Raw genomic sequence first — 25,486 nt, forward strand, 5'->3', positions numbered from 1 at the left:
GTGACCACGACACCAGCATCACCGAGCTGGGCGCCCGAGCCGACGATGCGAAGCAACGGCCGTAGACCCTGGCCGGTACCCGAGCCGCGAACTGTCCTTGGCGTCATGATCCAACACCGTGATCAAACCGGGACCTCAGTCGGAGGCTCCTGCGTTATCGCAGGTCAGACGCTACTTTGTTGAAAATTTCTTCATTGCTATGGGGACCCCTGGAGGGGTCCCCGCATCACGGCCGAACACGACCCCGCCCGGCGCCGCCGACGCAGCGACTGACCAGATGGGCCTCCGGCCTGCTTTGCCGAAACCCCGTGCACAGGAGACAGATTGACCAGCGATGACGACAGCCCATGTGAGCTGTGGATCCTGGTGCTCGCGGGGGCGGCTACTCAGGCTCCGAGGGGCTCAGCGCTGAGGCGTAGCGGCTGCATACGCCGTCGACCGCCTCATTGACGCGCCCGTTATCCGTGTGCCGCGAACGCGCGGCGGCCGAGATCGCCTCGAGCGTCTCGCGTATCAGTGCCTCCGTGGGGTTGTCGAAGCCGTAGCGCTCGAAGGCGATGGTGATTGCGTGCATGTAATCCGCCTCTGCCAAGAACGGATCGCTCCGCCATGCGGACTCGGCCTGGAGCCAGTCGTACATAGCCTGCGCCGCAGGCCTTCCATAGCGCACAACGAAGCGTTCGATCCTGAATCCGGCACCCCGATCAAACTGTATGGCCGTGCGCCCGAAGTATCTGTCGTACAGGGCCACGCGCGCGTCGACCGCCGCCTTCAGCGCGGACGTCTTCGGCTGCACCGCCCTCGCGGCGCTCATCGCCGCCTCGAAGGGAGCCGCGAGCGTCTGGCGCAGCTCCTCCGAGGACAGGGTCGTCACCTGGTTGCCGCGTAGGGCCTGCTCCAGCTTCCCCCGCAAGGCTTGATCCGCCTGATCGCCGACGTGGCGCTCGTCGGGAATGGCAGCCCGAAGCGCTTGAAGGGCCGGCGCGTCGACGTCGAGTTCGACGAACGCCTTCGCGAGGGCGGGCGTATCCATCGCTGTGAGGCCGGTCACGACCTGATCCACGTGGGCCAGATCCGTCCTCGGCCCCTCGCATGCGGACGTGAGCTGGACGATCCTGCCGGCGCGTAATTCGTCCAAGGTCGGTGCGCGGTCGACTACCTCGGTGAGGGCGGCGTCGATGTCCGCGGCCATCGCGAGCAGGTCGCGTCCGGCCGTGCCGGCCGGGGCCAGACCCGCGACCATGCTGCGGAACTCCGCGGTCGGTCTGGCAACCTCGGCCTCGGCCGGCCGGGGCTCCATCGCCTGCAGCAGGGCGAACATCTGCTCGGCCAGTTCGCGTCGGCGTGCATCCACCGCCAGATGGAACGTCGCGGTGCGCTCGCCTGCGTACCTCACCAGCTGCTGCACCCACCAGGTGCGCCGTTCTCCCGCGGGGACGCCCTTCAGCATCGCTTCGAGCTTCTTGGGATCGTCCCATTTGGTCCGCAGCGCTCGATCGGTGTCGTCGGCCCACTGGCCCGCGGGCTGGCCCACGGCTCCCCGTAGCTGGTCGTCGGTGGCCGGACGTGATTCTGGCGCCATCGTGGCCCCTCCCCGGGTCGCGTGACGGCGGCCCGGACGGTTATCGGCCGGTCGCCGTCCGCAGTGTCCCATCGGGGCGTACCGGCGGGAAGACCCGAGAAACCTCGGCTTGCAGAGGCGCTGCGGGCCGTCACAGGGGGCCAGCGCCACAAGGTCGCCAGGACGCTGAGGGCATCGTCATTCGCCCGGATCTGGGGCGTGCTCAGCGCGTGGCGGGTGTCCAGGCAATGACCAGGTCGAGCAGCCCGGGGAAGCGGGTGTCGAGATCGGCCCGCCGTACGTGGCTGCGGCGTTCCAGGCCGTACTGGCGCTGCCTGATCACGCCCGCCTCGCGTAGCGCCTTGAAGTGGTGGGTGAGCGAGGACTTGGGACGGTCGAGGCCGAACCAGCCGCAGGTGTGGTCGAACTGTTCCCGTTCCAGGAGGAGTTTGCGGACGATGGTGAGCCGCAGCGGATCGCTCAGCACGCCCAGAACGGTTTCCAGGCGCAGGTCGTCGATCGCCGGTTCGGGCAGTGGTTCAGGCAGGACGGGTGGCTCCGGCAGGTCGCGGACGACCGGCGCGGTGGGTGTGGCGGCCCCTTTTGGCGGCACGAGCGGCTCCTCACAAGCGATCCCTCTGTACGACTCCAATCGTACTACGTGCTAACTTCGACTTCACTCGTACAAGTTCGAGTCAAGTCGTACTTGTGTCATGCTGGGAGGACAGTAGTGTCAGAGAGCGAAACCATCCTAAGAGAGGCCATCTCGGGCGGAAGCTGGCCCGAGAAGCGCGACCTTGAGGCACCCAACCGCTGGGTTTGGCTGGCGGCCTGGCCGGTCACCGCGGTCTTCATACTGTCCAACGCGGCGACCCCGCTGTACGTGCTGTGGCAGCGCGACATCGGCTTCTCCAAGGGCACCCTGACGGTGATCTTCGCCTCTTACATCGTCGGGCTGCTCGGCTCCCTTCTGATCTGCGGTGTGGTCTCCGACCGGCTCGGCCGCCGCCGGGTGCTGCTGCCCGCGCTCGGCCTCGCCCTGGCCGCCTGCGTGATCTTCGCGACGGCCTCGTCCGTGGCGGCGCTGATCGTGGCCCGCCTGTTCACCGGCGTCGCGGTCGGCGCCGTCGTCTCGGCCGGGATGGCGGCGGTCACCGACGTGGCCGGGCCCAGACGCCGGCGGCTCGCCGCGCTACTCGCGTCCTGCTCCATGGTCTTCGGCGCGGGACTGGGCCCACTGCTGGCCGGCGTGCTGTCTGAGACCCTGCCCGGCCCGACCGTCACTGTCTTCGCCGTCGAGGCCGCGCTGCTGGTCACCGCCGTCGTCACGGTCGCGCGGATGCCCCTGCCTCGGCCAGCCGCGCCCGGTGCGGGATCCTGGATCCGCCTCCCGCGCGTGCCCCATGGAAGCGGGTCGCAGCTCGCTCAGGGAATCAGTGTGTTCGCCCCCGGCATCACCGCGACCTCGTTCGTGCTCTCACTGGGCCCCTCGCTGCTGTCCGGCCTGCTGGGCAGCAGCAGCCGCAGCGTGGCGGGCGCCATGGCGTTCGTGATGTTCCTCGCGGCCACGGGGGTGCAGTTCGCCGTGCGGCGGCTAAGCCGGCGGACCATCCTCGTCGCGGGTGCTGCCGGGACGACAGTGGGCATGGTCGCGCTGGTCGCCGCCGTGCATGCCGCGTCCGCCCCGGCCCTGGTCGCCGCCGCACTGCTGGCCGGCGCCGGACAGGGCATGGGCCAACTCGGTGGGCTGTCCCTGCTGAACTCCAGCGTCCCCCCCGAGCGGCTGGCCGAGGCCAACGCGGCCCTCAACGTGGGCGGTTACCTGCTCGCCGGCGTCCTACCGGTCAGCGCCGGCTACCTCAGCGACGCCATCGGGCTGACCGCCGCCACCACCGTCTTCGCCACTGTGCTGATGGCCCTGGCCGTCGCCGGCGGCGCGGGCGTCATCACCACCCGCCGCACCGCTCACAGGTCGAGGACGAGGTCCTCATGAGGTCAGGTCCCGCAGACCAGCGCGTCGCCCTCGACGGGGGTCCACCGGCTCGGGTTCCGCCTCTGATCTCCCCATGTGGGGCCCAGACCAAGTACCGCCGAAAGGGACAGTCTCCTGGTCACGGCGGGTCTCGCGCACGACGTCCACCCGGGCGATCGGGGGTTCGGTGATGTCGCTCATAGGCGCATGATCATATTGCTGCCGTTTTTCGCGTGCCGCCCGGCGGCGGCCAGGTGATCGCGCCAGGCGGTCATCTCGCGGGCGGTGATCGCCGAGGTGCGCTCGTGCCCGAGCCCGGTGGTGATCCAGGCGCGCAGCCGCTCCAGATGGCGGCTGATCTTGCCCGTCACTTCCGGAGAGCGGACTCCGCGCACCGCGAGATCGAGATGGTGCGCGTCGCGACCTGCGCCTGTGGGCACCACGCTGATCGTCTTCGGGCCTCCTCCTGCGGTTCGCCGACCGCGCCGCCCGTCGTCCGCCTGCCGGCCGACCTCGGGTCTCCTGCGCGGTGGAGAAGATCAGGTCGGCCGGAGGGTCCGGGGGTAGCGGCTGCAGACGGCGAAGACGACGGCGAAGAGGGTCCAGGCGGCGACGTACGCGACGGGATGGGCCCAGGCGGCGCCGATGAGGTCGCTCAGCGCGGCGCGGCCCTCGAAGTAGAGCCCCAGGCCCGCCACCGCCCCGGGGATCGCGCCCCACCAGCGCTGCCACCACACCTCATGGGTGATCACCTCGAACGCCACGAGAGCGACCGGGCCGAACAGGAGGAACCTCAGCCCGGGCGGGTCGGACAGGAACACCTCGAGCGCCATGACCACCACCGCCGAGGCGGCCGTCAGAAGCACCACGAGCCCGAAGGGGGCGGGCTCGTTACGCGGGTCGTCCTCGGGGCCGGCGGGTGGGTCAACGTCGTCTGCCATGATCACCATTCTGGCGGCGGCATCACCGTGGTGTCACTGACGGAGAACTTCGATCTGGCCACCAAGAAGGGCCGTTTCATGTTCGTGGTTCTGGCCGCGGCCGCGGAGTACGAGCTGGAGCTGCGAGCCGAGTGGCAGGCCGAGGGGATCGCCGCCGCCAAGCGCCGCGAAGCCACCGGTGCCATGCTGCCAGGCATGAAGAAGACCGGCCGGCCGCGCGCCATCGGCCCCGCCGAGCTGGCCGCGCTACGCCGCTTGGTCGACGATGGTGTCTCGGTCACCGAGGCTGCCCGCACCCTCAAAATCGGCCGCTCCACGGCTTACGAGGCGCTGGCTCAACGCTGAACAGCGGCTGGGTCGTCCCGCGCCAGATTCCTGTTCGGCCCCGCGGTCAGCCGGCAGAGATCTGCTTGCGCTACGAGGGTGAGCCCGGCCGGGACGTCTTCCCGGCGTGGCGGGGCTGTGCCTCGGGGGCCAGTCCGGCCACGGTGGCCGCGGTCGTGGCGGTGGCCTCGCGGCGTTCTGGCAGATGGATGAGGCGCCAGGCGATCAGGGCACTGGCGATGTAGGCGGCGCCGACGAGGAGGGACGACAGGGCCGCTCCGGTAGTCCAGCCGGAGGTAACGGCCAGGATGGCGCCAATGGCGGCGATACCGACCAGGGATCCGATCTGCCTGTTGGCGTTGAGGACCGAACCGGCAGTGTTGGCGTGCCGGGTGCCCGCCGCATTCACCATGGCCGCCGTCATGGCGGGCGCGATAAAGCCGCTCGCGATGCTGGTGAGCCCGAGGGCGACGGCCAGCATCCAGTACGGGGTGGCAGCCGACAGGGCGGTCAGGGCCAGGGATGCGGTCCCCGCGACCAGGAAGGAGACGGCCAGGAGGAGGCCGGTCGCGACGCGCCCTGAGATGCGGGCGAAAGCGATGTTGGCGAACGGGATGAAGATCGTGAGGGGCAGGATCTGCAGTCCGGCCTGGAACGGGCTCGCGCCGCGGCCGTGCTGGACGTACAGACCGATCATGAAAAGCGAGCCGTAGAACGCGGCGTTGAACAGGAAGCCCACGGCGTTGGCGCCGGCGAAACGGGCGCCGCGGAACAGCGTCCAGGGCATCACCTGGTTGTCGGTGCGGCGTTCGCGGCCGATGAGCAGGACGGTGGCCAGCACCGTGGCGGCGATGGCGGCGAGCACTGGGGCCGCGCTCCAGCCGCGCTGCGGTCCCTCGATCAGCATGAGGCTGACGCCTGCCAGCAGGACGATGACGGCGGCGTGCCCGGGGGCCGCCAGCGGCCGGGCGTCTCCTCCGCCCCCGGCGATGTGCCGGCGGGTGAGGAGCATGCCCGCGATGCCGATCGGCAGGTTGATCAGGAAGATGCTCGGCCAGCCGAACACGCCGACCATGATGCCGCCGACCGTCGGGCCCAGCGCCATTGACGAGGAGACGATCGCCGACCAGACTCCCAGCACCTTTGTGCGTTCGCGCGCGTCCGGGAAGGCCCGCACCAGCAGCGCGAGCGAGCTCGGCATGAACAGCGCCGCCCCGGCCCCCTGGAGGAGCCGCGCCGCTATCAGGACCTCGATGCCCGTTGCCAGCGCGGAAGCTAGCGACGCGACACCGAAGGTCGCCATGCCCCACATGTAGACGCGTCTCGCGCCCACCCGGTTCGCCAGGCCGCCGGCCAGCATCAGCAGCGCGGCGAAGGTGAGGACGTAGCCGTCCACGGCCCAGGTGAGCTGGGAGAGGGAAGCGTCCAGGCTTTCCTGGATCGTTACCCCGGCTACCTGCATCACGGTGGTGTCCAGGCTCGCCATGATGAACCCAGCGGCCAACGCCGTGATCTTCATCGGGCCTGGCGGAATCTTGGGCATCATCGACCTCACGTCCTCGAAGCTAAACGGACGTCGTCTGTCCGGATTTGGACGCTAGTGCAACCGGACGCCTCTTGTCCACTTAAACCGGACTCGTTTAGTCCACTTATTGCTATGCTGGTCGCATGGCAGCAGTCGCACCCGCAGTGGAGCAACTCCTGGACGACGGTTCGGGCCGACGCCCGCGCGCCGATGCCCGGCGCAACGTGGAACGTCTCGTCGTCGCTGCCCGTCAGGCCGCCGTCGTGGGCGGCGAGATCACCGCGCACGAGATCGCACGCCGTGCCGGTGTGGGAATCGGCACGTTCTACCGCCGGGTCGGTACCCTCGAGGCGCTGCTCAAGGCGGTCCTCGGTGAGGTGCTGGGGGAGATCGTCGCCAAGGGCGAGGAAGGGCTGGCCAATCCCGACCCCTGGGCGGGCTTCACGACATTTGCCCTCTCCTACATTCACCTACGGAACGAACTGTGCGACGTCAACAAGCGCCTCGGCGACGTGCTGGACCACTCCAGAGCCGAACTGCGCGACCGCATTCAGCTCCTGGTCGAGCGAGCCCAGCAGGCCGGAATGATGCGTACGGACGTGACCTGGGAGGACGTGGCTTTCCTCATGGTCGCCGCGTCCTCCGCCGGACCCTACACGCTGGGCCTCCACGCGGGCGCCCGCCAGTGGGACCGCAACCTCCACGTCATCCTGGACGGCCTGCGCAGCCCCGACCCCAGCGCCCTCCCCGGCGAACCGCCCAGCCTGGCCCCCTGATCGGAAGCCTTCTGATCGACGATGGCGCCTTAGCTTGATCTTTAAGTGCGCCACGAGCGCAGAAGGTCAGGTTGTTGTGTAGGTGACCTTGCTGGATGCGGTGCTGTGCAGGAGATGAAGGTCTGGCCCTTCGGCGTCGCCCTGCGGGAGGAGACGTCAAACCGCCTCAAGCTGCGTTGGCTGAAGACCGTCGTGGTGAGCGTTGAGGAAAAGGCGCACGTGATGCGTCAGGTGGGGACCGGGAAGGCGAGCGCGAGCGAACCGCCCGAGGACGCGTCGAAACAAGTAGATGACATCGAAAACCGGGGTGGTTAAAAGGGCCCGGGATCAGCCTGGCGGGCGCCCGTCTATTGGCCAGGTGGTGTCCGGCGTAGAGGCGGCGCGAGTCCGGTCTGCGGCTTCTGCATGGAACGTGGGAAGGCGGATGCCGATACCGCTGCTCTGGGCCGTGCGCGGTCGGGGTGGTGAGAGGGAGCGCGCCGGGCGGCAGAAATCGTGAGGCGTTGACTACCGTCGCGGCGTCCGCCGGCGGACCGGCCCGTAGTAGTGACGAAGCCCTGGTAATCGGGGTGGAGCGAAGGGGCCGGCTCATCTGTCGATCTGTTCGCACGAACAACCGGGCAATTGGCCTGGGAGGAAGCGGGTGGGCATGTCGGAACCGAAGGACAAGCCGTTCGACATTCCGAAGCGGCTGGTGTGGGAGGCATACGAGAGAGTTAGGCCAACAAGGGCGCCGCCGGAGTGGACAGGCAGTCCATCGAGGATTTCGAAGCCGATCTGAGGAACAACCTCTACAAGATCTGGAATCGGATGTCATCGGGGACCTACTTCCCTCCTGCGGTGATGGCGGTGGAAATCCCGAAGGCCGGGGGAGGTACTCGCGTTCTGGGAGTACCGACCGTGGCCGACAGGGTCGCCCAGACGGTGGCGGCGCTGGCGCTGGAGCCTCGAACGGAGTCGATCTTTCATGACGACTCCTATGGGTATCGGCCCCGCCGCTCTGCGCTGGACGCGGTGGCCAAGTGCCTCCAGCGGTGCTGGAAGAAGGACTGGGTGATTGACCTTGATGCCGCCAAGTTCTTCGACAGCGTGCCGTGGGACCTGATGGTCAAGGCGGTCGAGGTCAATATCACCATCGACCAACGGTGGGTACTGCTGTATGTGAAGCGGTGGCTTGCCGCTCCTATCCAGCAACCCGACGGAACCCTGGCCGAGCGGCACGGAGGAACCCCACAAGGATCAGCGGTATCGCCCGTCCTGGCCAACCTGTTCATGCACTACGCGTTCGACACATGGCTGGAACGGGAGTTCCCGACCGTGGAGTTCGAGTGCTACGCCGACGACGCCGTCCGGTGTTGATGAGCTCGGTGGCGTGGGCGTGGCGCAGCTGGTGGATATCGATCTCGACGTCCGGCTGCGTGCAGTAGGTCTGCCAGCGGTGGTGGACGGCGTCGTAGGACAGGGGTCCGGTGGTGTAGCAGGCGCGGGTCAGGTAGAGCTTGAGCAGGATGACGTAGCCGCGGTCGTCGAGCAGGACGGTGCGTACGCTGCCGCCCTTGCCATGGATGCGGACGTGTTCGTCGTCCAGGCGCAGGTCCAGGTCTTCGACGTACAGGCCGCAGACTTCGGAGGCGCGGGCGCCGCACACGTAGGCGGTCTCGAACAGCACCCGATCCCGCAGCCGGTCCAGCGGCAGGTCCTTGCGCGGCCGCCGCGAGCAGATCACTGCCAGCACCTTGAGGTCGTGGCGGACGGCCTATTTGGTGAAGGAGGCGACGGCGGCGCGCTTGCGCTTGCGGCTGGCCGGCGACAGGTCGGCGAGCTCGGCCAGGAACGCGCGGACCGGCGCGGCGGTCAGCTCGGCGAGGTTCTCGCCGTGGTGGGCGAAGGCGACCAGGTCACCGCGGTAGGCGCGCCGGGTGTGCGCCGACTTCCCGGCGTTGGCCAGATCGGTGAGGAAGTCGTCGAGATGGCGGGCGAGCGGGTGGGCGCGGCCGAGCGACTGAGTGGATCAGGCGAGCAACCGGTCGACCAACCCGTCGAGGTAGTCAGGGGTGAGCGGGCCCGCGCCGAACAGGACGCGCATGTAGATCGGCGCCAGAAGATGGTCCAGCACCTCCAGTACGTCAGGTGGGTCCTCGCCGCGGCCGCGGGCGCGGTCGAGCATGGCCTGCAACTGCCTGGTGCGGTCGGCCAGGAGCTCGTCGCGCGCCTGAAGGCCCTGCTGACCCTCGCCTGACAGCGCGAGGGTCAGCCGCACCAGCGCCAGGCCGTCGGGTCCGGTGACCTCGCGGGCCACGTTGGCGGCGTGGGTCCGCAGATCGCCGGCCAGGCTGCCGGTGTCAGGCATCGGCGACTGCGCGTTGAGCCGGGTCAGCAGCACATCGCTGAGCAGGGCTTGGAGGTTGCCCCACCGGCGGTAGAGGCTGGTGTCGGCCACGCCCGCGCGGGCCGCGATGTCGCCGACGGCGAAGTTTCCGTAGCCGCGCTCCCTGACCAGCTCGGTAACGGCCTGGTGCACTGCCGCGCGGACCCGGGCGCTGCGCCCGCCGGGCCGCCTGGCCCGCCCCTGCTGCTCGTCCATACCTCCACCTTAACGCAGTCGAGACTTGCGTTAGAGCTCATGAGGGTCTACGTTAACGCAGTCACAAACTGCTTTTAGGAGAGATGTACGTGAAAGCGTTGCTCACCCTGACCTGCGCAGGTCAGTTCATGGTGCTGCTCGACAACACGATCGTCGGCGCCGCCCTGCCCGACATGCAGCAGCGGCTCCACACCGGGCTGACCGGCCTGCAGTGGATCGTCGACGCCTACGTGCTGCTGGTGGCCATGCTGCTGCTGTCGGGCGGCGTCTTCGCCGACCGGTTCGGCCGCAGGCGGGTGTTCCTGGCCGGGGTGGTGGTGTTCACGGCCGCGTCGGTGGTGTGTTCGCTCGCGCCTTCGATCGGCTGGCTGATCGCCGGGCGGGTGCTGCAGGGCGTCGGGGCCGCGGCGCTGAGCCCCGCCTCGCTGGCGCTGCTCGCCGCCGCGTATCCCGCTCCAAGGGAGCGCGTCAGAGCGATCGGGTTGTGGGCAGGGTTCAGCGGCATCGGCCTGGCCGCCGGACCGCTGGCGGGCGGGGTCCTGGCGGAGGCCTTCGGCTGGCCCGCCATCTTCCTGGTCAACGTGCCCATCGGGGCGGTCCTGCTGCTGGCCGGGCTGCGCGTGCTGGGAGAGTCCCGCAACCCGAGCGCGCCGCCGATCGACGTTCCCGGCACGGTCCTGTCCGTCGCGGGCGTGGGCGCTGTGACCTACGGCCTGATCGAGGGCGGTTCCCGAGGCTGGACCTCGCCGGTGATCCTGGGCGGCTTCGCCGCCGGGCTGGTGCTCCTGGCCGCGTTCGTCGTGGTCGAGGGTCGAGTGTCGACGCCGATGCTGCCGCTGCGGCTGTTCCGTCAGCGGCTGTTCACGGTGTCCAACACGGCGATGGTCGTGGTCGGGTTCGCGCTGATGGGGTCGTCGTTCTTCTTCTCCCAGTTCTTCGTCTACGTCCAGGGCACTTCGGTCCTTGTCGCCGGGCTGCGGACCCTGCCCGTCTCGCTGGCCATGGTGATCGTCAGCCCGTACGCGGGCCGATTCGCGGCCAGGTACGGCTTCCGCGTCGTCGTCAGCATCGGCCTGGCGCTGGCCGGGCTGGGGCTGCTGGCGCTGGGCTTCGTCCACGCCGATACCGGTTACGGGAACGTGTGGTGGCGGCTGGCGGTCGCCGGCATCGGGTTCGCTCTGACCATGTCGCCGCTGACCGGGGCCGCCATCCAGGCGGTCAGCCCGCAGGAGGGCGGCCTCGCCTCGGGCGTCAGCAGCACCACCCGGCAGATCGGCGCGGTGCTCGGCGTGGCGGTGCTCGGGGCGATCGTCCACACGCGGGAGTCCGGCGGAGCCTCCTTCGGATCCGGCCTCAACAGCGCCTTCCTCGCGGCGGGTGCCGTGACGCTGGCCTGCGCCGTGTTCACCGGCCTGTGGCTGAGCGCGGCCCGAACGCCGAGGGGCGTCCGGGCCGAACAGTCAGGAGGCCAAGCAGTCAGTGAGCGGCCGCTGACAGCTCCTCCCAGTCGGCCCACGTCTTGAGCCGCTTGGCGTAGGCCTGCTGGGTCGTCCGCAGCCCTTCGGTGCCGAAGAAGAGCCGCAGCGGCGAGCGAGCCGCCGGTTATGGGGCGAAGAGGACTTGGGCCTCGAGGTCGAGTCGGGTGGTGGGGTTGGTGGCCGGCGGGGTCAGGTTGAGGATCCAGTTGCCGAATCGGCGGATGACGTGGGTGATGTAGGGCGAGATGGTGGCCAGGTCATCGAGGTCGACGGGGTGGCCGTCGGCGGCGATGGCGTTGGCCGCGTCTGTGATGTCCTGGGCGGTCGAGTAAATGACGCAATTGGCCAGCAACTCGTTGAACTTGATGATCTTCTCGTGGTAGTCGGGGTCGTTGTGGCCGATGAGCTTGCCGCCGAACATCAGCCAGTCGGCGAAGTTGTGGAAGGACTCGTTGCGGTTGGTGATCTGGGTGATCTGCTCGCGAAGGTCTGGATCCGACAAATACCGCAAGAGCGTGATCGTCCTGACCGCGCGGCCGAGCTCGCGAAAGGCTCGGTAGAGCCGGTTCTTGCGAGAGTGGTTGCCCAGGCGGCGCAGCAGAGTCACTGAGGACAGCCGGTTCTCCCGGATCGAGATCGCGGTACGGAGCAGGTCCGTCCAGTGGGTCTCTGTAAGAGTCCAATCGATCGCCTCGTCGCCGAACAGCGAATCGATGTGCTGGTACCGGGTGCCCGGGGTGGGCCGGTAGAAGATCAGGTCGTGCCAGTTGCGGATACGGGGCAGCAGGTCGAACCCCATGAGCGCGGCGAGACCGAAGACCGGCAGCGACTGGCCTTGAGTGTCCGCATGGATGGTGTCGGGCTGGATCTTCGAGGCGTTCTTCAACAGCCCTTCGATGATGTAGGTGATGCGCTGGTCGCACCGGCTGTATCCGCAGGCCCGGCCGGTCTCGGCGCCGGGCGTGGGGGCATCTGAAGGGCTCGTCTCTGACATACCCACAGCCTGTTTCGTTTCGACGATTTGATAAGCCCTCCATGATTTTCAAAAGTCATCACTATTCGATCTCGCTTATGATCAACTCCGGACTTCAGCGCTCAGGAGACGCGTGCCGCTCGAACGGATGCTGTCCGGGCCCCCCAGGGACCCGGACGCGGGGGCATGGCCGGGCATGGTGTGACTGACCGCTTCATCTGGCCAGTTCGCATCCTGCCAAGTGCCACGAGAGTGTCAGTGCGTATTGCGCCGGACGTCAGTCGCTCTGCCACGAAAGTGTCAGTAGCGGCGGCCCCTCGGGTATCGGGAGCTAGCCGCTAGCGCTCTGGTCGGGGTGGTGAGGGCTGCTGGGATGGTCCTGCCGGTGCAGGAGTTCGCGTAGCGCCTCGCGTACGGGGATGAGGGCGCGGACGAGGTCGGTGAGGGCGGGCGGGATGCGGGTGGCGGTCTGCAGGAGCAGGACGGTCGCGCCGATCGTGGTGAGGATCGTGGTCGTCATGACGTCCACGATCGGGTCCGGCGGTGTTCAGAGGCATCCGGTATCGCACATTCACCGGAAACGGCAGATAGCAGACCATGGGCAGCTCTACGATCCCGAACGGAACCGAATAGCCGAACCGGAAGACGCCTCCAGCGGGAGGGGTGATGGCCGACCCATCCAGAATCAACGGCCGTGCGGAGCTGCACGCGGCGCTGCGCGACTTGTTCGAGGAGTTCGAGGGCAGCTTTCTGGATGTGGCCACCGCGGCGGGCACCGGCGTGGCGACCGTGCACGACATGGTGAGCGGCAGGAGCTTCCCGCGGTGGACGACTCTGCGCAAGGTCCTTGGGGCTGTCGGGATCGCCGAAGCCGATCTGGGCGCGTGGAAGCAGGCCCATGCTCGCGCCAACCGCGCCGACGATGGGTGCCCGTACCGAGGTCTAGAAGTCTTCGAGCCTGAGCATGTGAAGTACTTCTGCGGGCGCCGGGATCTGACCCGGTTGCTGTGGGATCGGGTGTCGGCGCAGATCGGGCGGGACGGGCCGTTGCTGGTGACCGGGCCGTCGGGAGCGGGCAAGTCGTCGCTGCTGCGGGCGGGTCTCATCCCCGCCGCCGAGGAGGAATGCCGCTCGACAAGCTGGCCGGCCGCTACCTGGCAGGCGTCACCATCGCCTCGCTCATGCTCTGGCTCCGGCAAGCCGAATTGTCAGACACTCCCTGGCAAGCCGGTTCCTTCGGTCGGGAGGCACGTTGTCCATGGAGCATGTGGTCCGGACGAAGGCTTTCTTACATCCCAATTTCGCCCTTGTGCGAGCCAGGTGGTTCGATCCGGTCCGCGGAGGTGCATGACACCTGCCGGGGGCGCCAGATCGCGCTCGCCCGCACCGATCTTCGGCTGTTCCACCATTGACGATGCATGGCCTGAAGGATCTTTAAGCCTCGTAGTGACTGCCGGTGCTTTGCCGTTTACAGTGTGGAGTTGTTGGACTGCATGGCGTGAATGCGACTGGTGGGTCCGGCTGCTTCTCCTCTGGGAGGCGATGGTGACATCACTGTTGGAACGCGTGGCCCAGGCCGAGACGGCTGCGCTACGGCACGCCGAGGACTTGCGGGCACAACTGGCCTGCTGGAGGAGTATCCGCCGCGGGTCGGCTCATTTTGCGACGCGGCCGAATTCCTCGGCGTGGCCGGCGAGTTCAGCGGCAGCATCGGACTCTTCCTCCATGGTTGGGATGCCATCCGCGGGTCGGCGGCAGACCGTCACATCGCCGACCTGGTGATCGCGTGGGTCAGCGGCGTGCGTACCTGCGGTCACCAGTTCACGCATCGCAGCCGTCAGGCTGCCGTTCCGTCCTCGTGGTCCGAATATGGGCTCGTGGTGGGTAAGTGCGGCAAACCTGGTTGAGGCTGTTAGCGATGCCGGATGAGTACGCTCACTGAGTCGAGCAACGTCTGTGTGGGTGTCGGCTGCGTCTCGGCCTCCAGGACGTTCTGCATCAGGAACGTGCCCATGCTCATCGCCATCAGGGCGCGCGCCGCGGTCTCCGCCGACTCGTTCTCGCTGGGCGCCCACTGGCGGGTGAATTCACTCAGGGCATCAACGAGTTCGACGACATGGCGGTGCAGGGATTCACGCATACCAGGATTGCGGACAACCTCGGCCCAGACCTGCAGGATGAGCGACGCATCCGATGACGACCCTTCGGTCAGCAGTGCGCGGTGGATCAGGTCGATGACTTCGGCGGGGCCTGGCACTGGATCCGCGGATGCCGCCGTGCGCAGCGCCCGGAGAACGGGCGTCATTACGCTGTCTCCCAGCTCCGCGATGAGCTCGTCCTTGCCGGCGAAGTAGCGGTAGACCCCGCCTGCGGACATCCCCGCTTCGGCACAGATGTCCGGTATCGACGTGGCGTGGAATCCGTTGGCCGCGAAGCAGCGCGCAGCCGCGGCCAGGATCGATGCGCGCCGTTGCGCAAGGTACTGCGGTGTGACCTGGGGCATGGGACCAATATAGAACGATCTTTCGCCTTGACACGCCACCTCCCATGAGGCACTCTAAAACGAAAGATCATTCATTTTGTAGCAACCCTGAGGATCTGGACCATGACCGTGAATGACAGCGGCCAGGTCGCCCTGGTCACCGGCGGCGGCACCGGAATCGGCCGCGAAACCGCTCTCCAACTCGCCGAGGCGGGCTGGCGGGTGATCGTGACCGGCCGCCGCCATGCCCCGCTCGCCGACCTTGCCTCCGGGCATCCGGCCATCGATCACCGCGTCGCGGATGTCGCCGATCCCGCCCGAGTCGCCTCGCTGGTCGATGAGGTCGCCGACATCCATGGCCGACTGGACGCGCTGATCAACAACGCAGGCGTACTGGTCCCCCTCCCCGCCACCAACCCTGAACCCGAGGCGCTGCGACAGCTGTTCTCGATCAACGTTTTCGGACCGTCCTATCTGGTCGGCGCAGCAGTGAAACACCTGTCCGTCTCCGGCGGCAGCGTCGTGAACGTCAGCAGCGCGGTCGCTCAGCGCCCCAGCTCCCGGGCGGGCTTCTACGGTGCGTCCAAGGCCGCGCTCGACTACCTGACCCGGTCCTGGGCCGCCGAACTGGCTGCGCACGGCATCCGCGTCAACGGAGTCGCCCCCGGTCCCACCGAGACACCGATCATGTCGACCGTGCTGCCGGCGGAAAAGATCGCCGAGGTCACCGCGAAGGAAGCCGCCTCGCTCCCGCTCAAGCGGCGGGGCACCGCCGACGAGGTCGCGCGTTGGATCGTCGCGCTCGCCGACCCGGCCTCATCGTGGGTGACCGGTCAGGTGATCGCGGTCGACGGCGGCATGGTGATCGCATGACTCGCCGCGTCCTGATCATCGGAGCCGGATTGACCGGCCTGGCGTTGGCCCACGGCCTGCGCCGCGCCAAGGACATCGACGTCAGCATCATCGAGCAGGCGCCGGTCATCACCGAAGCGGGCTGGGCGATCGGCCTGACAGGCCGACATGTCGATGCGCTCAGGCAGTTGGGCCTGACACTGGAGGACATCGCTGCCGACACGGTGTCCCGCACGATCCTGTTCGACCGAGAGACGTCCGTCCCCGTCGGAATCGCCGATATGGGAATCGTGGTGACGTCCCGCTCCAATCTGCAACTGTGGCTGGCCAAGCCAGTCGCCGACCTTGTGCGTACCGGGATCACCCCGACCGCGATCACCGATCACGGCGGCCACGTCGAGGTCGGCTTCAGCGACGGCAGCACCGGCGAATTCGACGCCGTGATCGGCGCCGACGGCATCAACTCCTGGACCCGGCACGCCGTCTTTGCGGGGCCGGAGCCCAGCTACGTAGGCTGTGCCGTCATCCGCTTCCAGGTCCCCAATATCGACGGTCTCGACGTCACCGCGATAACCAGCGACGGCTCCTTGGGCTACTTCATCCTGAACGGCGGCACCACCCTCCATGGCACGCTGTTCCTGCCGGGCGAAGCGGATAACCACCGCGACCGCACCCTCGCCGAACTGGCCGAACCCTACCGCGACCTACGAGGCCCGCTCAGCAGCCTCGTCCGCGCCATGCGCGCCGAACCCACGAGTTTCTATGCCAACATCAATCAAGTCGTCACCGACGATTGGGCCAAGGGCCGGATCGCACTCGCAGGCGACGCGGCGCACGCGATGAGTCCCCGAATCGGCCAGGGCGCGGGAGTCGGCTTCCAGGACGCCGCAGTGCTTTCCGAACTCCTTGCCTTGCCGGACATGCCGGTCCCGGCCGCGCTCGCGGGGTACGCCACGATCCGCCAACCCATGGCGCGACTCGTCCAGCAGCACTCCCACACAGCCACCCTCCGAACCGGTCAGGCCAACGGCGCACTCGACTTCGGGACGCTGGCGAACGTAGGCACAACGCATCAGCGATCACACTGAACCCCCGCGGCCCGCATCGGCTTGGATTTCCGGGTGCCTGGCAGCCCGCTACAACAGCGGTCAGTTCGTCGGCGACGGGCCAGGCGGCCACCGGTGCGATGGGACCGTAGTGACGCCAGCCGCGGGCCGCTCATGGATTTGGCTGCGATCCGCGCAATCGCGCCGTGATAGCCAGAACAGCAGTGCGGGTGCGGCGAGCAGCAGGACGAGCTTCAGTAGCGTGTGAGCAGGTTCGCCGCCGCCTGACAACCATAACCCCGCGGCGAAGAGTGTGGATTGTCAACCCGCAGGCCTCCCAGCTGCTGTGATTGACGAGGCTCTCGGGACGGGTGGCCGAACTGGAGCGGCGACTGGGCCGCAACTCGGGGAACTCCTCGCTGCCGCCGTCGGCCGACACCTTCACCCGCCCAGAGAAGAAGCCAGGAGGACAGAGCGGTCGGCGTCGGGGAGGCCAGCCGGGTTCGGCGGGCGGCGGGCTGGCCATGATCGATCGGCCCGACACGGTCGACGATCACTTGCCCGAGTCGTGTACGGGGTGCGGGGCCGGACCGGGGCTGGCCGACAGCACCGGATACGAGCCCTGCCAGGTGTGGGACATTCCCCTGGTCACCGTGACGGTGACCGAGCATCGGGCACACCGGTGCCGCTGCGCGTGCGGGACGACGACTCGGGCGGCGATGCCCGCCACCGTGGCCGGCTCGCCGACCTCCTATGGGCCGAATCTGCGCGCGCTGGCGGCCTACCTTCTGGTCTTCCAACACATCCCGGTCGAGCGGACCGCCCAACTGATCACGGACTTGACCGGCGCGAATGTCTCAACCGGCTGAGTGTCAGGGGTGCCCGGCCAGGCCGCCGAGGCGGTGGCCGACAGCCTGAAACTGATCCGTGCCCTGTTAACTCTCGTACATGTGCTGCACGCCGATGAAACCACCACCCGGATCGGCAGCGGGCGGCGGTGGCTGCATGTGGCCTGCACCGAGCGGCTGACCCTGCTCGGGCTGGGGGCCGCGTTCGCGTGAGGGCGCCAACGCGCTGGGCGTGCTACCGGAGTTTCGCGGTGTGGGGGTCCACGACTTCCTCGCCTTGTACGACGGCTACCCCGATGCTCGGCACCAGTTGTGCGGGGCGCACTTGATCAGGGAGTTGACCGCCGCGGCCGAGGACCATCCCGATGAGCGCTGGCCGCTCCAGGTGCGCTGGGCGCTGGCGGAGTTGAACAAGCAGGCCAAGAAGGCCACCGAGCAGGGGCTGGCTGACATTGCGCCGGAACGGGCGCTGGTCTACCTGGAGTCCTTCCACCACGGGGTGGCGGTCGGGTTGTCGCTGCATCCGCGTGCCCCGGGTCGTAAACAGAGCCCGACCCGCAACCTGCTGGAGCGCCTGCGCCACCGCAGCGCTGACGTGCTGCGCTTCGCCGACCTTCCGGGCCTGGTGCCCTTCACCGATAACACCGGCGAGCGCGCGCTGCGGCCGGTCAAGGCCCAGGTGAAGATCTCAGGCTGCCATCAATCCGAGACCGGTGCCGTCGCCTGGCTGGCGGTCCGCTCCTACCTCGACTCGGCCCGCAAGCACGGCCTGAACGCCCTGGACGCGATCCGCCGCGCCCTCACCGGCCACCTCTGGATGCCCCCTATCGTCCTGACCGACTGACAGCGAGCATCACACAACGCCACCGAGTTGATGAATGTTTTGCCCTGGCGCTACCGTGATCACGATGTTCCGCCTGCCCGCCCCCTGCGCAGCCGTCCTGACTGTTGCGGGCCGCGTCGATGTTGAGCGTGCACACGTTGTTCGACGGCCTCGTGTCGAAGTGCGCGAGCGACATCCTCCGCACCGTGCTGATCTGCACGCTCACGGCACGGATCCTCGCCAGGGTGAGCTCCGGTGTGGCGGCGTGCCAGCGGCCGAGCCGAGCTGGGTGATCGGGTTCGCCCAGCTCGGGGAGATCCCGGCCGCGCTGCGGCCGTTGCCGGGCAGCACGTTCAGCCCGCCTCACCCCTTCTGGTACGCGGCGGCCCGGGCCGAGCACCCGCGCTGGTTACGGAGAGTCGGATGACGGCGTGGCGGATACTGCTGGTCACGGCGGCCGTCGCAGGCCTGGTGTGCATGGCGACGTCGATCGGCCGCCCGTGGGCATACTTCACGGTGCAGAGCAACGTCATGCTCGCGCTCTACTACGGCTGGCGGCTGGTCAACGACCGCAGGAAACCAGCCTCCGCCGACGTCAAAGGCGCGGTGACCCTGTACCTGCTGGTCACATGCCTGGTCAACTACGTCTCGCGGGACCTGGCCAACCCACTGGCACTGCTGGCCGGCGGCGGGATACGCGGGCTGGGCAACTTCCTGCTGCATTACGTGACGCCCGTCATGGCGCTGGTCGACTGGACCGCTTTCGACCGGTCGCGCCGAGTCCGATGGGCGGCGCCGTTCGCCTGGCTGGGCTACCCGCTTCTGTACGGCGCTTTCGTGCTTCTTGTCAGCCCCAATCTGCCCCGCCGCTACGTCTACCCGTTCCTGAACGTGGAACGACTGGGCTGGCCGGCCGTCGCGTCGGCGTCGCTCGCAGCGCTGGCCGCCTTCGTGGTGCTCGGCTACGCCCTGCTCGGCATCCACCGGCTCAGGGCCGAACCCGCGGACTGCTGAGCCCGCGCTGGATCCGTGCACAACACACGCACCGTTGACGGGCGCACCCCAGCCGGACGGCAGCACCGCCCGGGACGGGACGAAGGCTATCCTCACGACCTACTCGATCTTGAGCCCTGTTGAATGCTTACCTGGTAGAAGAGACCGGCGGCGGGCCGGTGGTGGAACTGCACGTGCCCGCTGGCGAGGGAACCCGGTGCTCTGCTTCAGGAGGACACCGCCACCGGCCACCGGCGGTTGCCGCGGGAGTACCGGCAACGGCGGCTGCACCTCGAACTGGCTGACGGTGGGCTGGTGCTCCACCGGATCGCTGCCCAGCTCGCCGAGACGCAACCCGACGCGGACGGCGCGTTGGACCTGTCGCTGGGCGACACCGCCAAGCAGATCGCCGCCGACGCCGACATCACCGTCTGGGAAGACCTCCGCCCTTACGGGCGGCGCGACATCCTCACCACCTGCGCCCAGCGGCTGGCCACCATCCAGCACCGGCACCCGGCGGACGAGCCTGAGGCCAGGGCAGTAGTCGTCGAGATGATCGGCAGCCCGTTTGCCGTCGGCGGGAACCTGTGGGTGCTCGCCGACAAGGAGCTGCAGCAGGCCGGGCGCGCCTTCGAGCAGGTGAAGATGCTTCCCGACAATGTCGACCTATCTCCCTGTGCTACCTCGCCGACCAACCAGCACGCCGCCAAGATCGTCGGCGATGTCGACGCGGTATCGCTGCTGGCCAACGCGGCGATCCTGCTCATGGTGGCCCAGGTCATCGAGCTCAACGCGACCGGCGGCTGGGATCAGTTTCTACAGGAGAACTTCCTCGACCGAGGTGACGGACAGTGGTGCTCGCCCCTGCTACGCGAGGTGGGAAGCCAGCGAAGAGACGGCCTGACCGTCACGAACAGTAGCCGGGGCTGCCGGATATGGTCGTCGGTGCCAGTCGACGTCTGCCAAGGCCCCGTGCCCGCGTTGGCCGGCATGGGACTGTGGTGCCGTGGCTGTTCAGTGGGCCGCCTCGTCAGCCTGAGCGCCGCCGAACACCTCCTGGACGAGCCTCTGCGTCGCCTTCTGGAACGCCGCGCCGTGGACAGGCCGGCGTCGTCGATGTAGTTCAGCGAGGCGGTCAGGGTCTTGGCGCCGTCAGGGGTGCTGTACATCAGCGCCGGGTGCCAGGTCGGCCGGGTTCATGACGGCGTGCGCAGCTCCGAACTGCGCGATCCACCTGCCTCACGGACGTTCGGCGGTCGGCACCGGCCCAGAGCGGGCAGCCGCGGGGGAGCGGCGGTTGGGCGAGCAGCCAGAACAGCACCTGCCAGCCGCCGGGGCCAGTGCGGGGCAGCGCGTCGAACGCGGGCCTGACGGAATGTGACGGCGGTGGCATCGTGCCATACGCGTCACCCGGTCACGTCCACCGCCACGGTGGGCGGAGGTGTATCCCTGTCACTCCAGCGACGATCTTGCGCGGGGCCACGCCGCAGGTGTCGATCCCGCGCCTCGCCGACCCCACGATTGCGGCCTCCCGAGACCCGGGGATCTTCTCCTTCTCAAGGGGGAATGCACAAGCTCATTTTGCGACTGTGGGGGTTTGGACCGGCGCTCCCCAGAAAGGGGGATCCAGAAATCCAACGGTACGCATATCGCTTGAATCGATGCTTCAACTGTTGGGAGGAGTCATGACCCAGCCAACACCGCGCGCTCGCAAGCCTAGGCCGGCGAGGATCGCGAAGGGGGAGCCCGAGAAGCAGAAGGGCACAGGACCGGTCGTGGAGCACGACGGACAAAGACGCGGGGTCACGCTGGACCTGCCTGTGCTCAGCCTCAATGTCCACCCGCCGAACGTCAGCCGCCAGCAGGTCGCACAGGTGGTCGGAACCGTGGCGGGAACCACTCGGTCGATCCTGCGGCCGGATCACCTCGTCTACTACGGCGGTCTCGCCGCTTTGGCCGCGTTCGAGGTGATCGAATGGCCGGTGGCGGCAGCCATCGGGGCCGGCCTGGTCGTCGCTGAGCGTAGCGGTAGGCGACGGGGCGAGGTTCGGGAGCAGCGGCCCTCCTCATCGAGGCGAGGTGTGGAGCCGGCGCCCGTATCCGCGTGATCAACGGTAGAGAGGGGGCAGGACCAGGGCTCGTCACTGAGCAGCTGACGGGCACCAGGTTGTGCAGGCAGGCGCCGGCGGCCCCAGCCGCCCTTGCGGAGCCGCCGGCTCCCGGCAACGTGATCGCGGGGGACCTTCCCGCCCGCGGCTGGGCGCGACCCGCATGAGGAAGGCCAGCTCTGTCCCACCGTCCAGCGCATCCTGGCCACCCACCGGCGTGACCAGCTGCTACTGCCGCGCCGCTGGCGGTAGCCCCACGGCGCCGACATCAGCGTGCGGCATGGGCCAGACATTTCGCCTGGACCTGGGCGAGGTGCCCGCCGACGCCGACTTACAGCGCGACGTCGAGTGCCTCGGGCGTGCCATCCGGCAGCGGGATCTGGCTCACGTCCACCCATCGGTCGTGGCCGTTGGGCTCAGCCAGTAGGAACCGCACTTCTCCCCGAGGGGTGAGCGTGTTCGGCAGGTCACGAGCCGCGGTGACGAGGGCGGCCGCCCGCGGCAGCGGCATGTCCGCGTCGGCCTCCGGTGGCAGATTGCGGGCAAGCAGGTGCACGGCGGCGGTGGCGATGTCGACGCCTCGCCGGCGGTGGTCGGCGGCCTGGCCGCGGACGAGGGGATGGTCGAGCAGGATGTGAGTGATCTCCGCATCAGCCAGTGCGTACTCCATGCTCAGCGGATGAAGGTCGACGGCGATCCGTTGCAGTACAGCGTGCTCGGCGTCCTCCGGCGTGAACTCCTGACGGCGATGACCGGGCCGTTCTCCACCGCAGCGATGAGGGGGAACTGCTCGGCGGTCACGTCGATGAGATGTCCATGGGCAGGCAGCCAGACGACAGCGTGCCCGTGAACTCTGTCGCCTTCCCACTCTGGAAGGAGCGCGCCATATCGGCCGACCGCGCCGGTGCGCACGTTCACCACAGTCACCGCGGCAGAGCGTACATATGCGGGTACGCCCAGCTGGGCGTAGGCGTGGACGAGCGCGGCGCAGTCATCGACGCAGCTTTCGACGGGCGCTCCCAAAGCTGCGGCGACTGCGGACAGGAACAGTGCGGGCGTACCGGTCACCAGGAGCGGGTCGGAGGCCGGCACGCGCGTAAGGTGTTCCCCTAGACGTGCGCGTGCCCGCTGCTCGACGTGCTCAGGGCCACTGATCGCCCGGCGGGCAGGATTGCCCGACAACCCGGGCCGTTCCCGCGTGCGACGAGCGGCACGACGTCGCGATTTCGGCACATGCCTACGTTACGCCACCACGCCAACACGGAACGGAGAATCGGCGAGCTCGCGGCTCGCGCTCGGCCAGCGTGGCCTGGTGCTCGGCGGCGCCGAAGCTCGGCCGCCGGTACGAAGCTCGAAGCGGGGGAATTGGTGAAGCACGCTGGCGTGTGGCGGATCTTCGCCCCGGCGTGCTGACTGGTACCGGCGCTGAGTCGCCGCGGTGCGCGGTCGGCCGGGCGCCGGGTCGTGCGCTCACGGTAGCCGGGTGTCTGCCCGGGGGACGAAGTGCGGTTCCTGAGCCGTCCCCACGTTGAGGTCGGCGGGGCCAGGGTCCGTTCTTGTACAAGCTGGCGAGAATGAAAGCTTCTTCCCTCGACGACCTGCCAGCCGATATCCGGGATGGCCCCGCTCGCCGCGCTCATCGAGCGGTGAGCGAGGCCGGCGTCACGTGGGGGCAGCTCCTCCCGGTGTTGCGATCGGCGATCGCCGTGCTGCACAGCACCGGCACGGTTGTTGCAGGAACGGCCGTGCGTCGGCTCCTGGTGCGCTTGGCCGTAAACGTTTGGGGCGATTGGGACGTCTGTTCACCAGGAGGTGTTGTGGAAGTTCTGAACGGCCTCGAGGAGGACGTGGCGCTGGAGCTGCTTCTCGTTGAGGCGCTGCACAAGGAAGCGGAGCGGCCGGTCATGACGATCATCCCGCGTTTGCCGCCACATGGCTGGTCGAAATAGTCGGGGGCAGTCCGCGGCATGGATTGCGCGTGACCATGAAACAGCATGCCTGGCTCATGGAAGGCGCCGAGCGCAGGCGTGCCCAGCTTGATCTGGCACACTCACCCAATGCCCTCCGATACCCCGAGTTCCTGCAACTCATGAGCCCGGATACTGCCGCCCCGGAGCTCCGTGTGGAGCTGGTCGCCTGCTGGACGGCGGTGGCCAACACCGGAGGCGCCGTGGGGTTCGCCTTTCCGCCCGTCAGCGAGCGAGAAGTCGCCCCGGCGGCCGGAGAAGACGCGCCGCGCGGCCGTGGACAAACTGGCCACCCCCGACCCGGTGCCCCTGCCGGGCGCCGCGCGCCGCAGCCGCTCGGCCACGACACCATCGGCATCGAGCTGGAACCGGGCCCGCCCATCACCGTCATGTGGTCGGAGGACGCGCGCCTTGTCACGCTCCCCGGAGAGCTGGCGCGGGTGAGCACCGCGACCGCGCGCCGCGCGGTGCTGGAGTACGTCACCACCGGCAAGCGCCCCACCTGCGTCGAGTGGGCTCCGGAGCCCGATCTCGACGAAGTAGAACGGCCAGATGTTGTGATCTATAGTGTGCGTGACGCTGGCTGAAGCATGACAAATCAGCCGTGGCGGCCCGGATGGGGTCCCCGGCCTGGATGATCCCAGCGGCCTTCATCCGGCCACTGCCAGCACGCAGACTTTCCGATTTGGCCTGCAGGCGCTTGCGCACCACGGTGCCCGGCCGCGTACTCATGCCCTGCGGCCGGACTCCGTCGGCGGCCAGGGCGATCGGGTACTGGAGGCGAGCTGTGGCACTCAAGCTTCGTTGACACTACTCAAACTTCGTTGCGATAGGACAGTTTCAGGGGTTTCCCGAATCTAGTTTGTCCTGGTTTGGGATCCGAGAGTCGGCGAGATGAGTGGGCTCGGATGCTGTCACGCGGTCGTGTGGGCGTGGTGAATGGCCTGGTGGGCATGGCGCAGCCCTCGGCCGGGAAGGTGTTGGATTTCCGGGCCGAGGCGCTTCTAACCCTCGGGGCTGCTCGTGAGGTGCGCGAGGGTGAGCCTGTTACAGGCCTCGACCCGCGCGTCCTCAAGCATGAAGCTGAACCTGCGCCCGCCGGGCGGTCTCAGTCACTCCCAGGTGCTTCGTTGGTCCAGCCCAGCCGCTGGACCACGTACGAATCGAACATTCCGCGGTCATCAAGGCCACTCGCCTTGCCATTCGCTGGGACCTGTTCATCCTGGAGGGCAAGCAGGTCGCCGCTGTCGCGGTCGATGACGATCTGCCCGAGCGTATGTAGGCCGCCGTACATCAGCGCGACTCCGGTGCGGCCGTCGGGGTCGGTGACGCCGACGGCCACCCGTGTGCCCGGCAGATCGGCGAGCATCCGGTAAAGCGCCGCCCTCGTGCCCGGGGTGCTCTCGGCATCGAGGAAGCCACCGAGCGGGACCACGAGGCTCCGGACCCCCTCAGGCCCACCCCGGCCGCCTGAGCGCGCGACTCGGCGGGTCAGGGGATGTCCGCCAGGCGGACCTCGCCGACCGCCCCGGCCAGAGGAACCGGTAGCCCCTCTGCCGGTCGGCGACCGTTTTGGCCTCGCCCAGCGCCCGCACCAGGCGATGCAAGCGCGGGTAGGGCGAGGCGAGGGACTTATCGCGGAAGAACTCGCTGCGCAGCATGTCGAACACGTTGGCCGCGAGGTTGGCGCCCGCCCACCGGTAGGCGTCCTCGTTCGCGGTGATCGTGACGTTGCGCCAGGCCTCGCGCAGATGCTCCGGCGCCGGGTGATAGCGCACCCGGTGATCGCTACGGGCGACCTCGGCCGACGCGGGGCCCAAGCTGGTCCCGCCGAGTTTGACCATGAGCGGGACGGTGGCCGCCTCGGTGTCGGGAACCTCGCGGTACTGCTGCAGCGTCGGGTCCAGCAGGCGATCGGCCGCGGGGACGATCAGCACGGCGTGCCCGTTGAAGGTGCCGTCCGGGTTGTAGTAAGGGCCGTCGCCGCCGTACCGGGTGTGCGTGCCGTTCCCCTCCAGGTCCAGGATCACCGCCTCCACCCGCGAGTCGATGCCGTACTCGACCAGCGCGTGCGTTGTCATCGCTGTCCAGCCCGATGACGATCTCGAGGAGTGCTTCGTCAGCGTGCGCTCCAGCGTGGTCATGACCACTGAGTACTACGGCACGACGATCGGCGAGTTCCGTACCCAGGGCCGCGATGTCCCGCGGCATGCTGTCGTTCATCGCTCGCTGA

Annotated in this window: 32 protein-coding genes and 3 pseudogenes; 19 read left to right on the forward strand and 16 right to left on the reverse strand. The window is 68.4% G+C overall.

What is annotated here, in order from left to right:
* Positions 1-382: 382 nt before the first annotated feature.
* Positions 383-1,534 (reverse strand): hypothetical protein, encoded by a 1,152-nt coding sequence (locus BLS95_RS52635; RefSeq protein ID WP_090947170.1) that lies wholly within the window; start codon positions 1,532-1,534, stop codon positions 383-385.
* 250 nt (positions 1,535-1,784) lie between these two features.
* Positions 1,785-2,174, reverse strand: coding sequence for an ArsR/SmtB family transcription factor (locus BLS95_RS52640; protein WP_090947171.1), 390 nt, complete (start codon positions 2,172-2,174; stop codon positions 1,785-1,787).
* A 117-nt stretch (positions 2,175-2,291) separates the two neighbouring features.
* Here BLS95_RS52640 and BLS95_RS52645 point away from each other — a divergent pair, with 117 nt between their 5' ends.
* On the forward strand, positions 2,292-3,554 hold the full coding sequence (locus BLS95_RS52645) for an MFS transporter (protein ID WP_090947172.1): 1,263 nt from the start codon (positions 2,292-2,294) through the stop codon (positions 3,552-3,554).
* Positions 3,555-3,730: 176 nt separating this feature from the next.
* Here BLS95_RS52645 and BLS95_RS55240 read toward each other — a convergent pair whose 3' ends face one another.
* Positions 3,731-3,973 (reverse strand): hypothetical protein, encoded by a 243-nt coding sequence (locus BLS95_RS55240; protein WP_143044296.1) that lies wholly within the window; start codon positions 3,971-3,973, stop codon positions 3,731-3,733.
* Positions 3,974-4,072: 99 nt separating this feature from the next.
* The gene (locus BLS95_RS56575; protein WP_176993903.1) at positions 4,073-4,474 is read right to left on the reverse strand and encodes a hypothetical protein; all 402 of its coding nucleotides are present in this window, start codon (positions 4,472-4,474) and stop codon (positions 4,073-4,075) included.
* Between the two features lie 30 nt (positions 4,475-4,504).
* On the opposite strand from BLS95_RS56575, the gene BLS95_RS56580 reads away from it, so the two are divergent.
* Positions 4,505-4,819 (forward strand): helix-turn-helix domain-containing protein, encoded by a 315-nt coding sequence (locus tag BLS95_RS56580; protein ID WP_176993904.1) that lies wholly within the window; start codon positions 4,505-4,507, stop codon positions 4,817-4,819.
* A 70-nt stretch (positions 4,820-4,889) separates the two neighbouring features.
* Here BLS95_RS56580 and BLS95_RS52655 read toward each other — a convergent pair whose 3' ends face one another.
* Positions 4,890-6,344: an MFS transporter gene (locus BLS95_RS52655; RefSeq protein WP_090947174.1), complete on the reverse strand. Its 1,455-nt coding sequence runs from the start codon at positions 6,342-6,344 to the stop codon at positions 4,890-4,892.
* A gap of 122 nt (positions 6,345-6,466) precedes the next feature.
* Between BLS95_RS52655 and BLS95_RS52660 the strand changes: the two genes are divergently transcribed.
* From BLS95_RS52660 to BLS95_RS52670, 3 genes are all read left to right on the forward strand, one after another.
* Positions 6,467-7,099: a TetR/AcrR family transcriptional regulator gene (locus tag BLS95_RS52660; protein ID WP_143044298.1), complete on the forward strand. Its 633-nt coding sequence runs from the start codon at positions 6,467-6,469 to the stop codon at positions 7,097-7,099.
* Positions 7,100-7,204: 105 nt separating this feature from the next.
* On the forward strand, positions 7,205-7,414 hold the full coding sequence (locus BLS95_RS52665; RefSeq protein WP_090947176.1) for a hypothetical protein: 210 nt from the start codon (positions 7,205-7,207) through the stop codon (positions 7,412-7,414).
* A 426-nt stretch (positions 7,415-7,840) separates the two neighbouring features.
* Positions 7,841-8,458 carry a reverse transcriptase domain-containing protein gene (locus tag BLS95_RS52670; RefSeq protein ID WP_218136446.1) on the forward strand — a complete coding sequence of 206 codons (618 nt, stop codon included), beginning with the start codon at positions 7,841-7,843 and terminating at the stop codon, positions 8,456-8,458.
* On the opposite strand, the gene BLS95_RS52675 is transcribed toward BLS95_RS52670, so the two are convergent.
* From BLS95_RS52675 to BLS95_RS52680, 3 genes and pseudogenes are all read right to left on the reverse strand, one after another.
* On the reverse strand, positions 8,370-8,825 hold the full coding sequence (locus tag BLS95_RS52675; protein ID WP_218136447.1) for a tyrosine-type recombinase/integrase: 456 nt from the start codon (positions 8,823-8,825) through the stop codon (positions 8,370-8,372). The two genes, BLS95_RS52670 and BLS95_RS52675, sit on opposite strands and share 89 nt — an antisense overlap.
* Before the next feature lie 30 nt (positions 8,826-8,855).
* Positions 8,856-9,056: pseudogene (locus tag BLS95_RS60150) on the reverse strand (site-specific integrase); the annotation flags it as partial.
* A gap of 54 nt (positions 9,057-9,110) precedes the next feature.
* Positions 9,111-9,683 (reverse strand): TetR/AcrR family transcriptional regulator, encoded by a 573-nt coding sequence (locus BLS95_RS52680; RefSeq protein WP_090947177.1) that lies wholly within the window; start codon positions 9,681-9,683, stop codon positions 9,111-9,113.
* 89 nt (positions 9,684-9,772) lie between these two features.
* Between BLS95_RS52680 and BLS95_RS52685 the strand changes: the two genes are divergently transcribed.
* Positions 9,773-11,206: a DHA2 family efflux MFS transporter permease subunit gene (locus BLS95_RS52685; RefSeq protein WP_218136448.1), complete on the forward strand. Its 1,434-nt coding sequence runs from the start codon at positions 9,773-9,775 to the stop codon at positions 11,204-11,206.
* A gap of 79 nt (positions 11,207-11,285) precedes the next feature.
* On the opposite strand, the pseudogene BLS95_RS52690 reads toward BLS95_RS52685, so the two are convergent.
* Both BLS95_RS52690 and BLS95_RS52695 read right to left on the reverse strand, forming a co-directional pair.
* Positions 11,286-12,065, reverse strand: a pseudogene (locus tag BLS95_RS52690) (Tn3 family transposase); the annotation flags it as partial.
* 400 nt (positions 12,066-12,465) lie between these two features.
* Positions 12,466-12,654, reverse strand: a complete 189-nt coding sequence (locus tag BLS95_RS52695; RefSeq protein WP_143044299.1) for a hypothetical protein — start codon at positions 12,652-12,654, stop codon at positions 12,466-12,468.
* Between the two features lie 278 nt (positions 12,655-12,932).
* Here BLS95_RS52695 and BLS95_RS60155 point away from each other — a divergent pair.
* Positions 12,933-13,244 (forward strand): annotated as a pseudogene (locus tag BLS95_RS60155) (nSTAND1 domain-containing NTPase); the annotation flags it as partial.
* Positions 13,245-13,258: 14 nt separating this feature from the next.
* Positions 13,259-13,546: a hypothetical protein gene (locus tag BLS95_RS55245; protein WP_143044300.1), complete on the forward strand. Its 288-nt coding sequence runs from the start codon at positions 13,259-13,261 to the stop codon at positions 13,544-13,546.
* A 243-nt stretch (positions 13,547-13,789) separates the two neighbouring features.
* On the opposite strand, the gene BLS95_RS56585 is transcribed toward BLS95_RS55245, so the two are convergent.
* Complete coding sequence (locus BLS95_RS56585) at positions 13,790-13,963, reverse strand: hypothetical protein (RefSeq protein WP_176993905.1); 174 nt, start codon at positions 13,961-13,963, stop codon at positions 13,790-13,792.
* A gap of 83 nt (positions 13,964-14,046) precedes the next feature.
* Positions 14,047-14,637: a TetR/AcrR family transcriptional regulator gene (locus tag BLS95_RS52700; protein WP_090947180.1), complete on the reverse strand. Its 591-nt coding sequence runs from the start codon at positions 14,635-14,637 to the stop codon at positions 14,047-14,049.
* 102 nt (positions 14,638-14,739) lie between these two features.
* Here BLS95_RS52700 and BLS95_RS52705 point away from each other — a divergent pair, with 102 nt between their 5' ends.
* From BLS95_RS52705 to BLS95_RS52740, 9 genes are all read left to right on the forward strand, one after another.
* Positions 14,740-15,489: an SDR family NAD(P)-dependent oxidoreductase gene (locus BLS95_RS52705; protein ID WP_090947181.1), complete on the forward strand. Its 750-nt coding sequence runs from the start codon at positions 14,740-14,742 to the stop codon at positions 15,487-15,489.
* Positions 15,486-16,556: an FAD-dependent monooxygenase gene (locus BLS95_RS52710; protein WP_090947182.1), complete on the forward strand. Its 1,071-nt coding sequence runs from the start codon at positions 15,486-15,488 to the stop codon at positions 16,554-16,556. The genes BLS95_RS52705 and BLS95_RS52710 overlap by 4 nt, the downstream gene beginning before the upstream one ends.
* 308 nt (positions 16,557-16,864) lie before the next feature.
* Positions 16,865-17,383, forward strand: a complete 519-nt coding sequence (locus BLS95_RS52715; RefSeq protein ID WP_281250146.1) for a DUF6444 domain-containing protein — start codon at positions 16,865-16,867, stop codon at positions 17,381-17,383.
* Entirely contained in the window at positions 17,384-17,575 is a 192-nt protein-coding gene (locus BLS95_RS59455) for a transposase (RefSeq protein WP_143044302.1), read from the forward strand.
* A 40-nt stretch (positions 17,576-17,615) separates the two neighbouring features.
* Positions 17,616-18,206 carry an IS66 family transposase gene (locus BLS95_RS52725; protein ID WP_281250147.1) on the forward strand — a complete coding sequence of 197 codons (591 nt, stop codon included), beginning with the start codon at positions 17,616-17,618 and terminating at the stop codon, positions 18,204-18,206.
* Positions 18,207-18,450: 244 nt separating this feature from the next.
* Complete coding sequence (locus tag BLS95_RS56590) at positions 18,451-18,612, forward strand: hypothetical protein (RefSeq protein WP_176993907.1); 162 nt, start codon at positions 18,451-18,453, stop codon at positions 18,610-18,612.
* On the forward strand, positions 18,609-19,199 hold the full coding sequence (locus BLS95_RS52730; protein ID WP_090947186.1) for a Pr6Pr family membrane protein: 591 nt from the start codon (positions 18,609-18,611) through the stop codon (positions 19,197-19,199). The genes BLS95_RS56590 and BLS95_RS52730 overlap by 4 nt, the downstream gene beginning before the upstream one ends.
* A gap of 294 nt (positions 19,200-19,493) precedes the next feature.
* Positions 19,494-20,300 carry a hypothetical protein gene (locus BLS95_RS56595; RefSeq protein WP_176993908.1) on the forward strand — a complete coding sequence of 269 codons (807 nt, stop codon included), beginning with the start codon at positions 19,494-19,496 and terminating at the stop codon, positions 20,298-20,300.
* A 653-nt stretch (positions 20,301-20,953) separates the two neighbouring features.
* A complete protein-coding gene (locus BLS95_RS52740) occupies positions 20,954-21,286 on the forward strand; it encodes a hypothetical protein (RefSeq protein WP_090947188.1) in 333 nt (110 codons plus the stop codon).
* Positions 21,287-21,617: 331 nt separating this feature from the next.
* Here the strand turns inward: BLS95_RS52740 and BLS95_RS52745 are convergent, their stop codons facing one another.
* Both BLS95_RS52745 and BLS95_RS55260 read right to left on the reverse strand, forming a co-directional pair.
* Positions 21,618-21,956 carry a hypothetical protein gene (locus BLS95_RS52745; RefSeq protein ID WP_090947189.1) on the reverse strand — a complete coding sequence of 113 codons (339 nt, stop codon included), beginning with the start codon at positions 21,954-21,956 and terminating at the stop codon, positions 21,618-21,620.
* 2 nt (positions 21,957-21,958) lie between these two features.
* The gene (locus BLS95_RS55260; RefSeq protein ID WP_143044303.1) at positions 21,959-22,378 is read right to left on the reverse strand and encodes a hypothetical protein; all 420 of its coding nucleotides are present in this window, start codon (positions 22,376-22,378) and stop codon (positions 21,959-21,961) included.
* 464 nt (positions 22,379-22,842) lie between these two features.
* On the opposite strand from BLS95_RS55260, the gene BLS95_RS55265 reads away from it, so the two are divergent.
* Both BLS95_RS55265 and BLS95_RS52755 read left to right on the forward strand, forming a co-directional pair.
* A complete protein-coding gene (locus tag BLS95_RS55265; protein WP_143044304.1) occupies positions 22,843-23,235 on the forward strand; it encodes a hypothetical protein in 393 nt (130 codons plus the stop codon).
* A gap of 35 nt (positions 23,236-23,270) precedes the next feature.
* Positions 23,271-23,840, forward strand: a complete 570-nt coding sequence (locus BLS95_RS52755) for an Imm1 family immunity protein (RefSeq protein ID WP_245765825.1) — start codon at positions 23,271-23,273, stop codon at positions 23,838-23,840.
* A 521-nt stretch (positions 23,841-24,361) separates the two neighbouring features.
* Here the strand turns inward: BLS95_RS52755 and BLS95_RS52760 are convergent.
* Entirely contained in the window at positions 24,362-24,688 is a 327-nt protein-coding gene (locus BLS95_RS52760) for a hypothetical protein (RefSeq protein ID WP_090947192.1), read from the reverse strand.
* 16 nt (positions 24,689-24,704) lie between these two features.
* Positions 24,705-25,334 (reverse strand): hypothetical protein, encoded by a 630-nt coding sequence (locus BLS95_RS52765; RefSeq protein WP_090947193.1) that lies wholly within the window; start codon positions 25,332-25,334, stop codon positions 24,705-24,707.
* Between the last annotated feature and the right edge of the window lie 152 nt (positions 25,335-25,486).

Source organism: Nonomuraea jiangxiensis, from assembly GCF_900099965.1.
In the GTDB taxonomy this organism is placed as follows: domain Bacteria; phylum Actinomycetota; class Actinomycetes; order Streptosporangiales; family Streptosporangiaceae; genus Nonomuraea; species Nonomuraea jiangxiensis.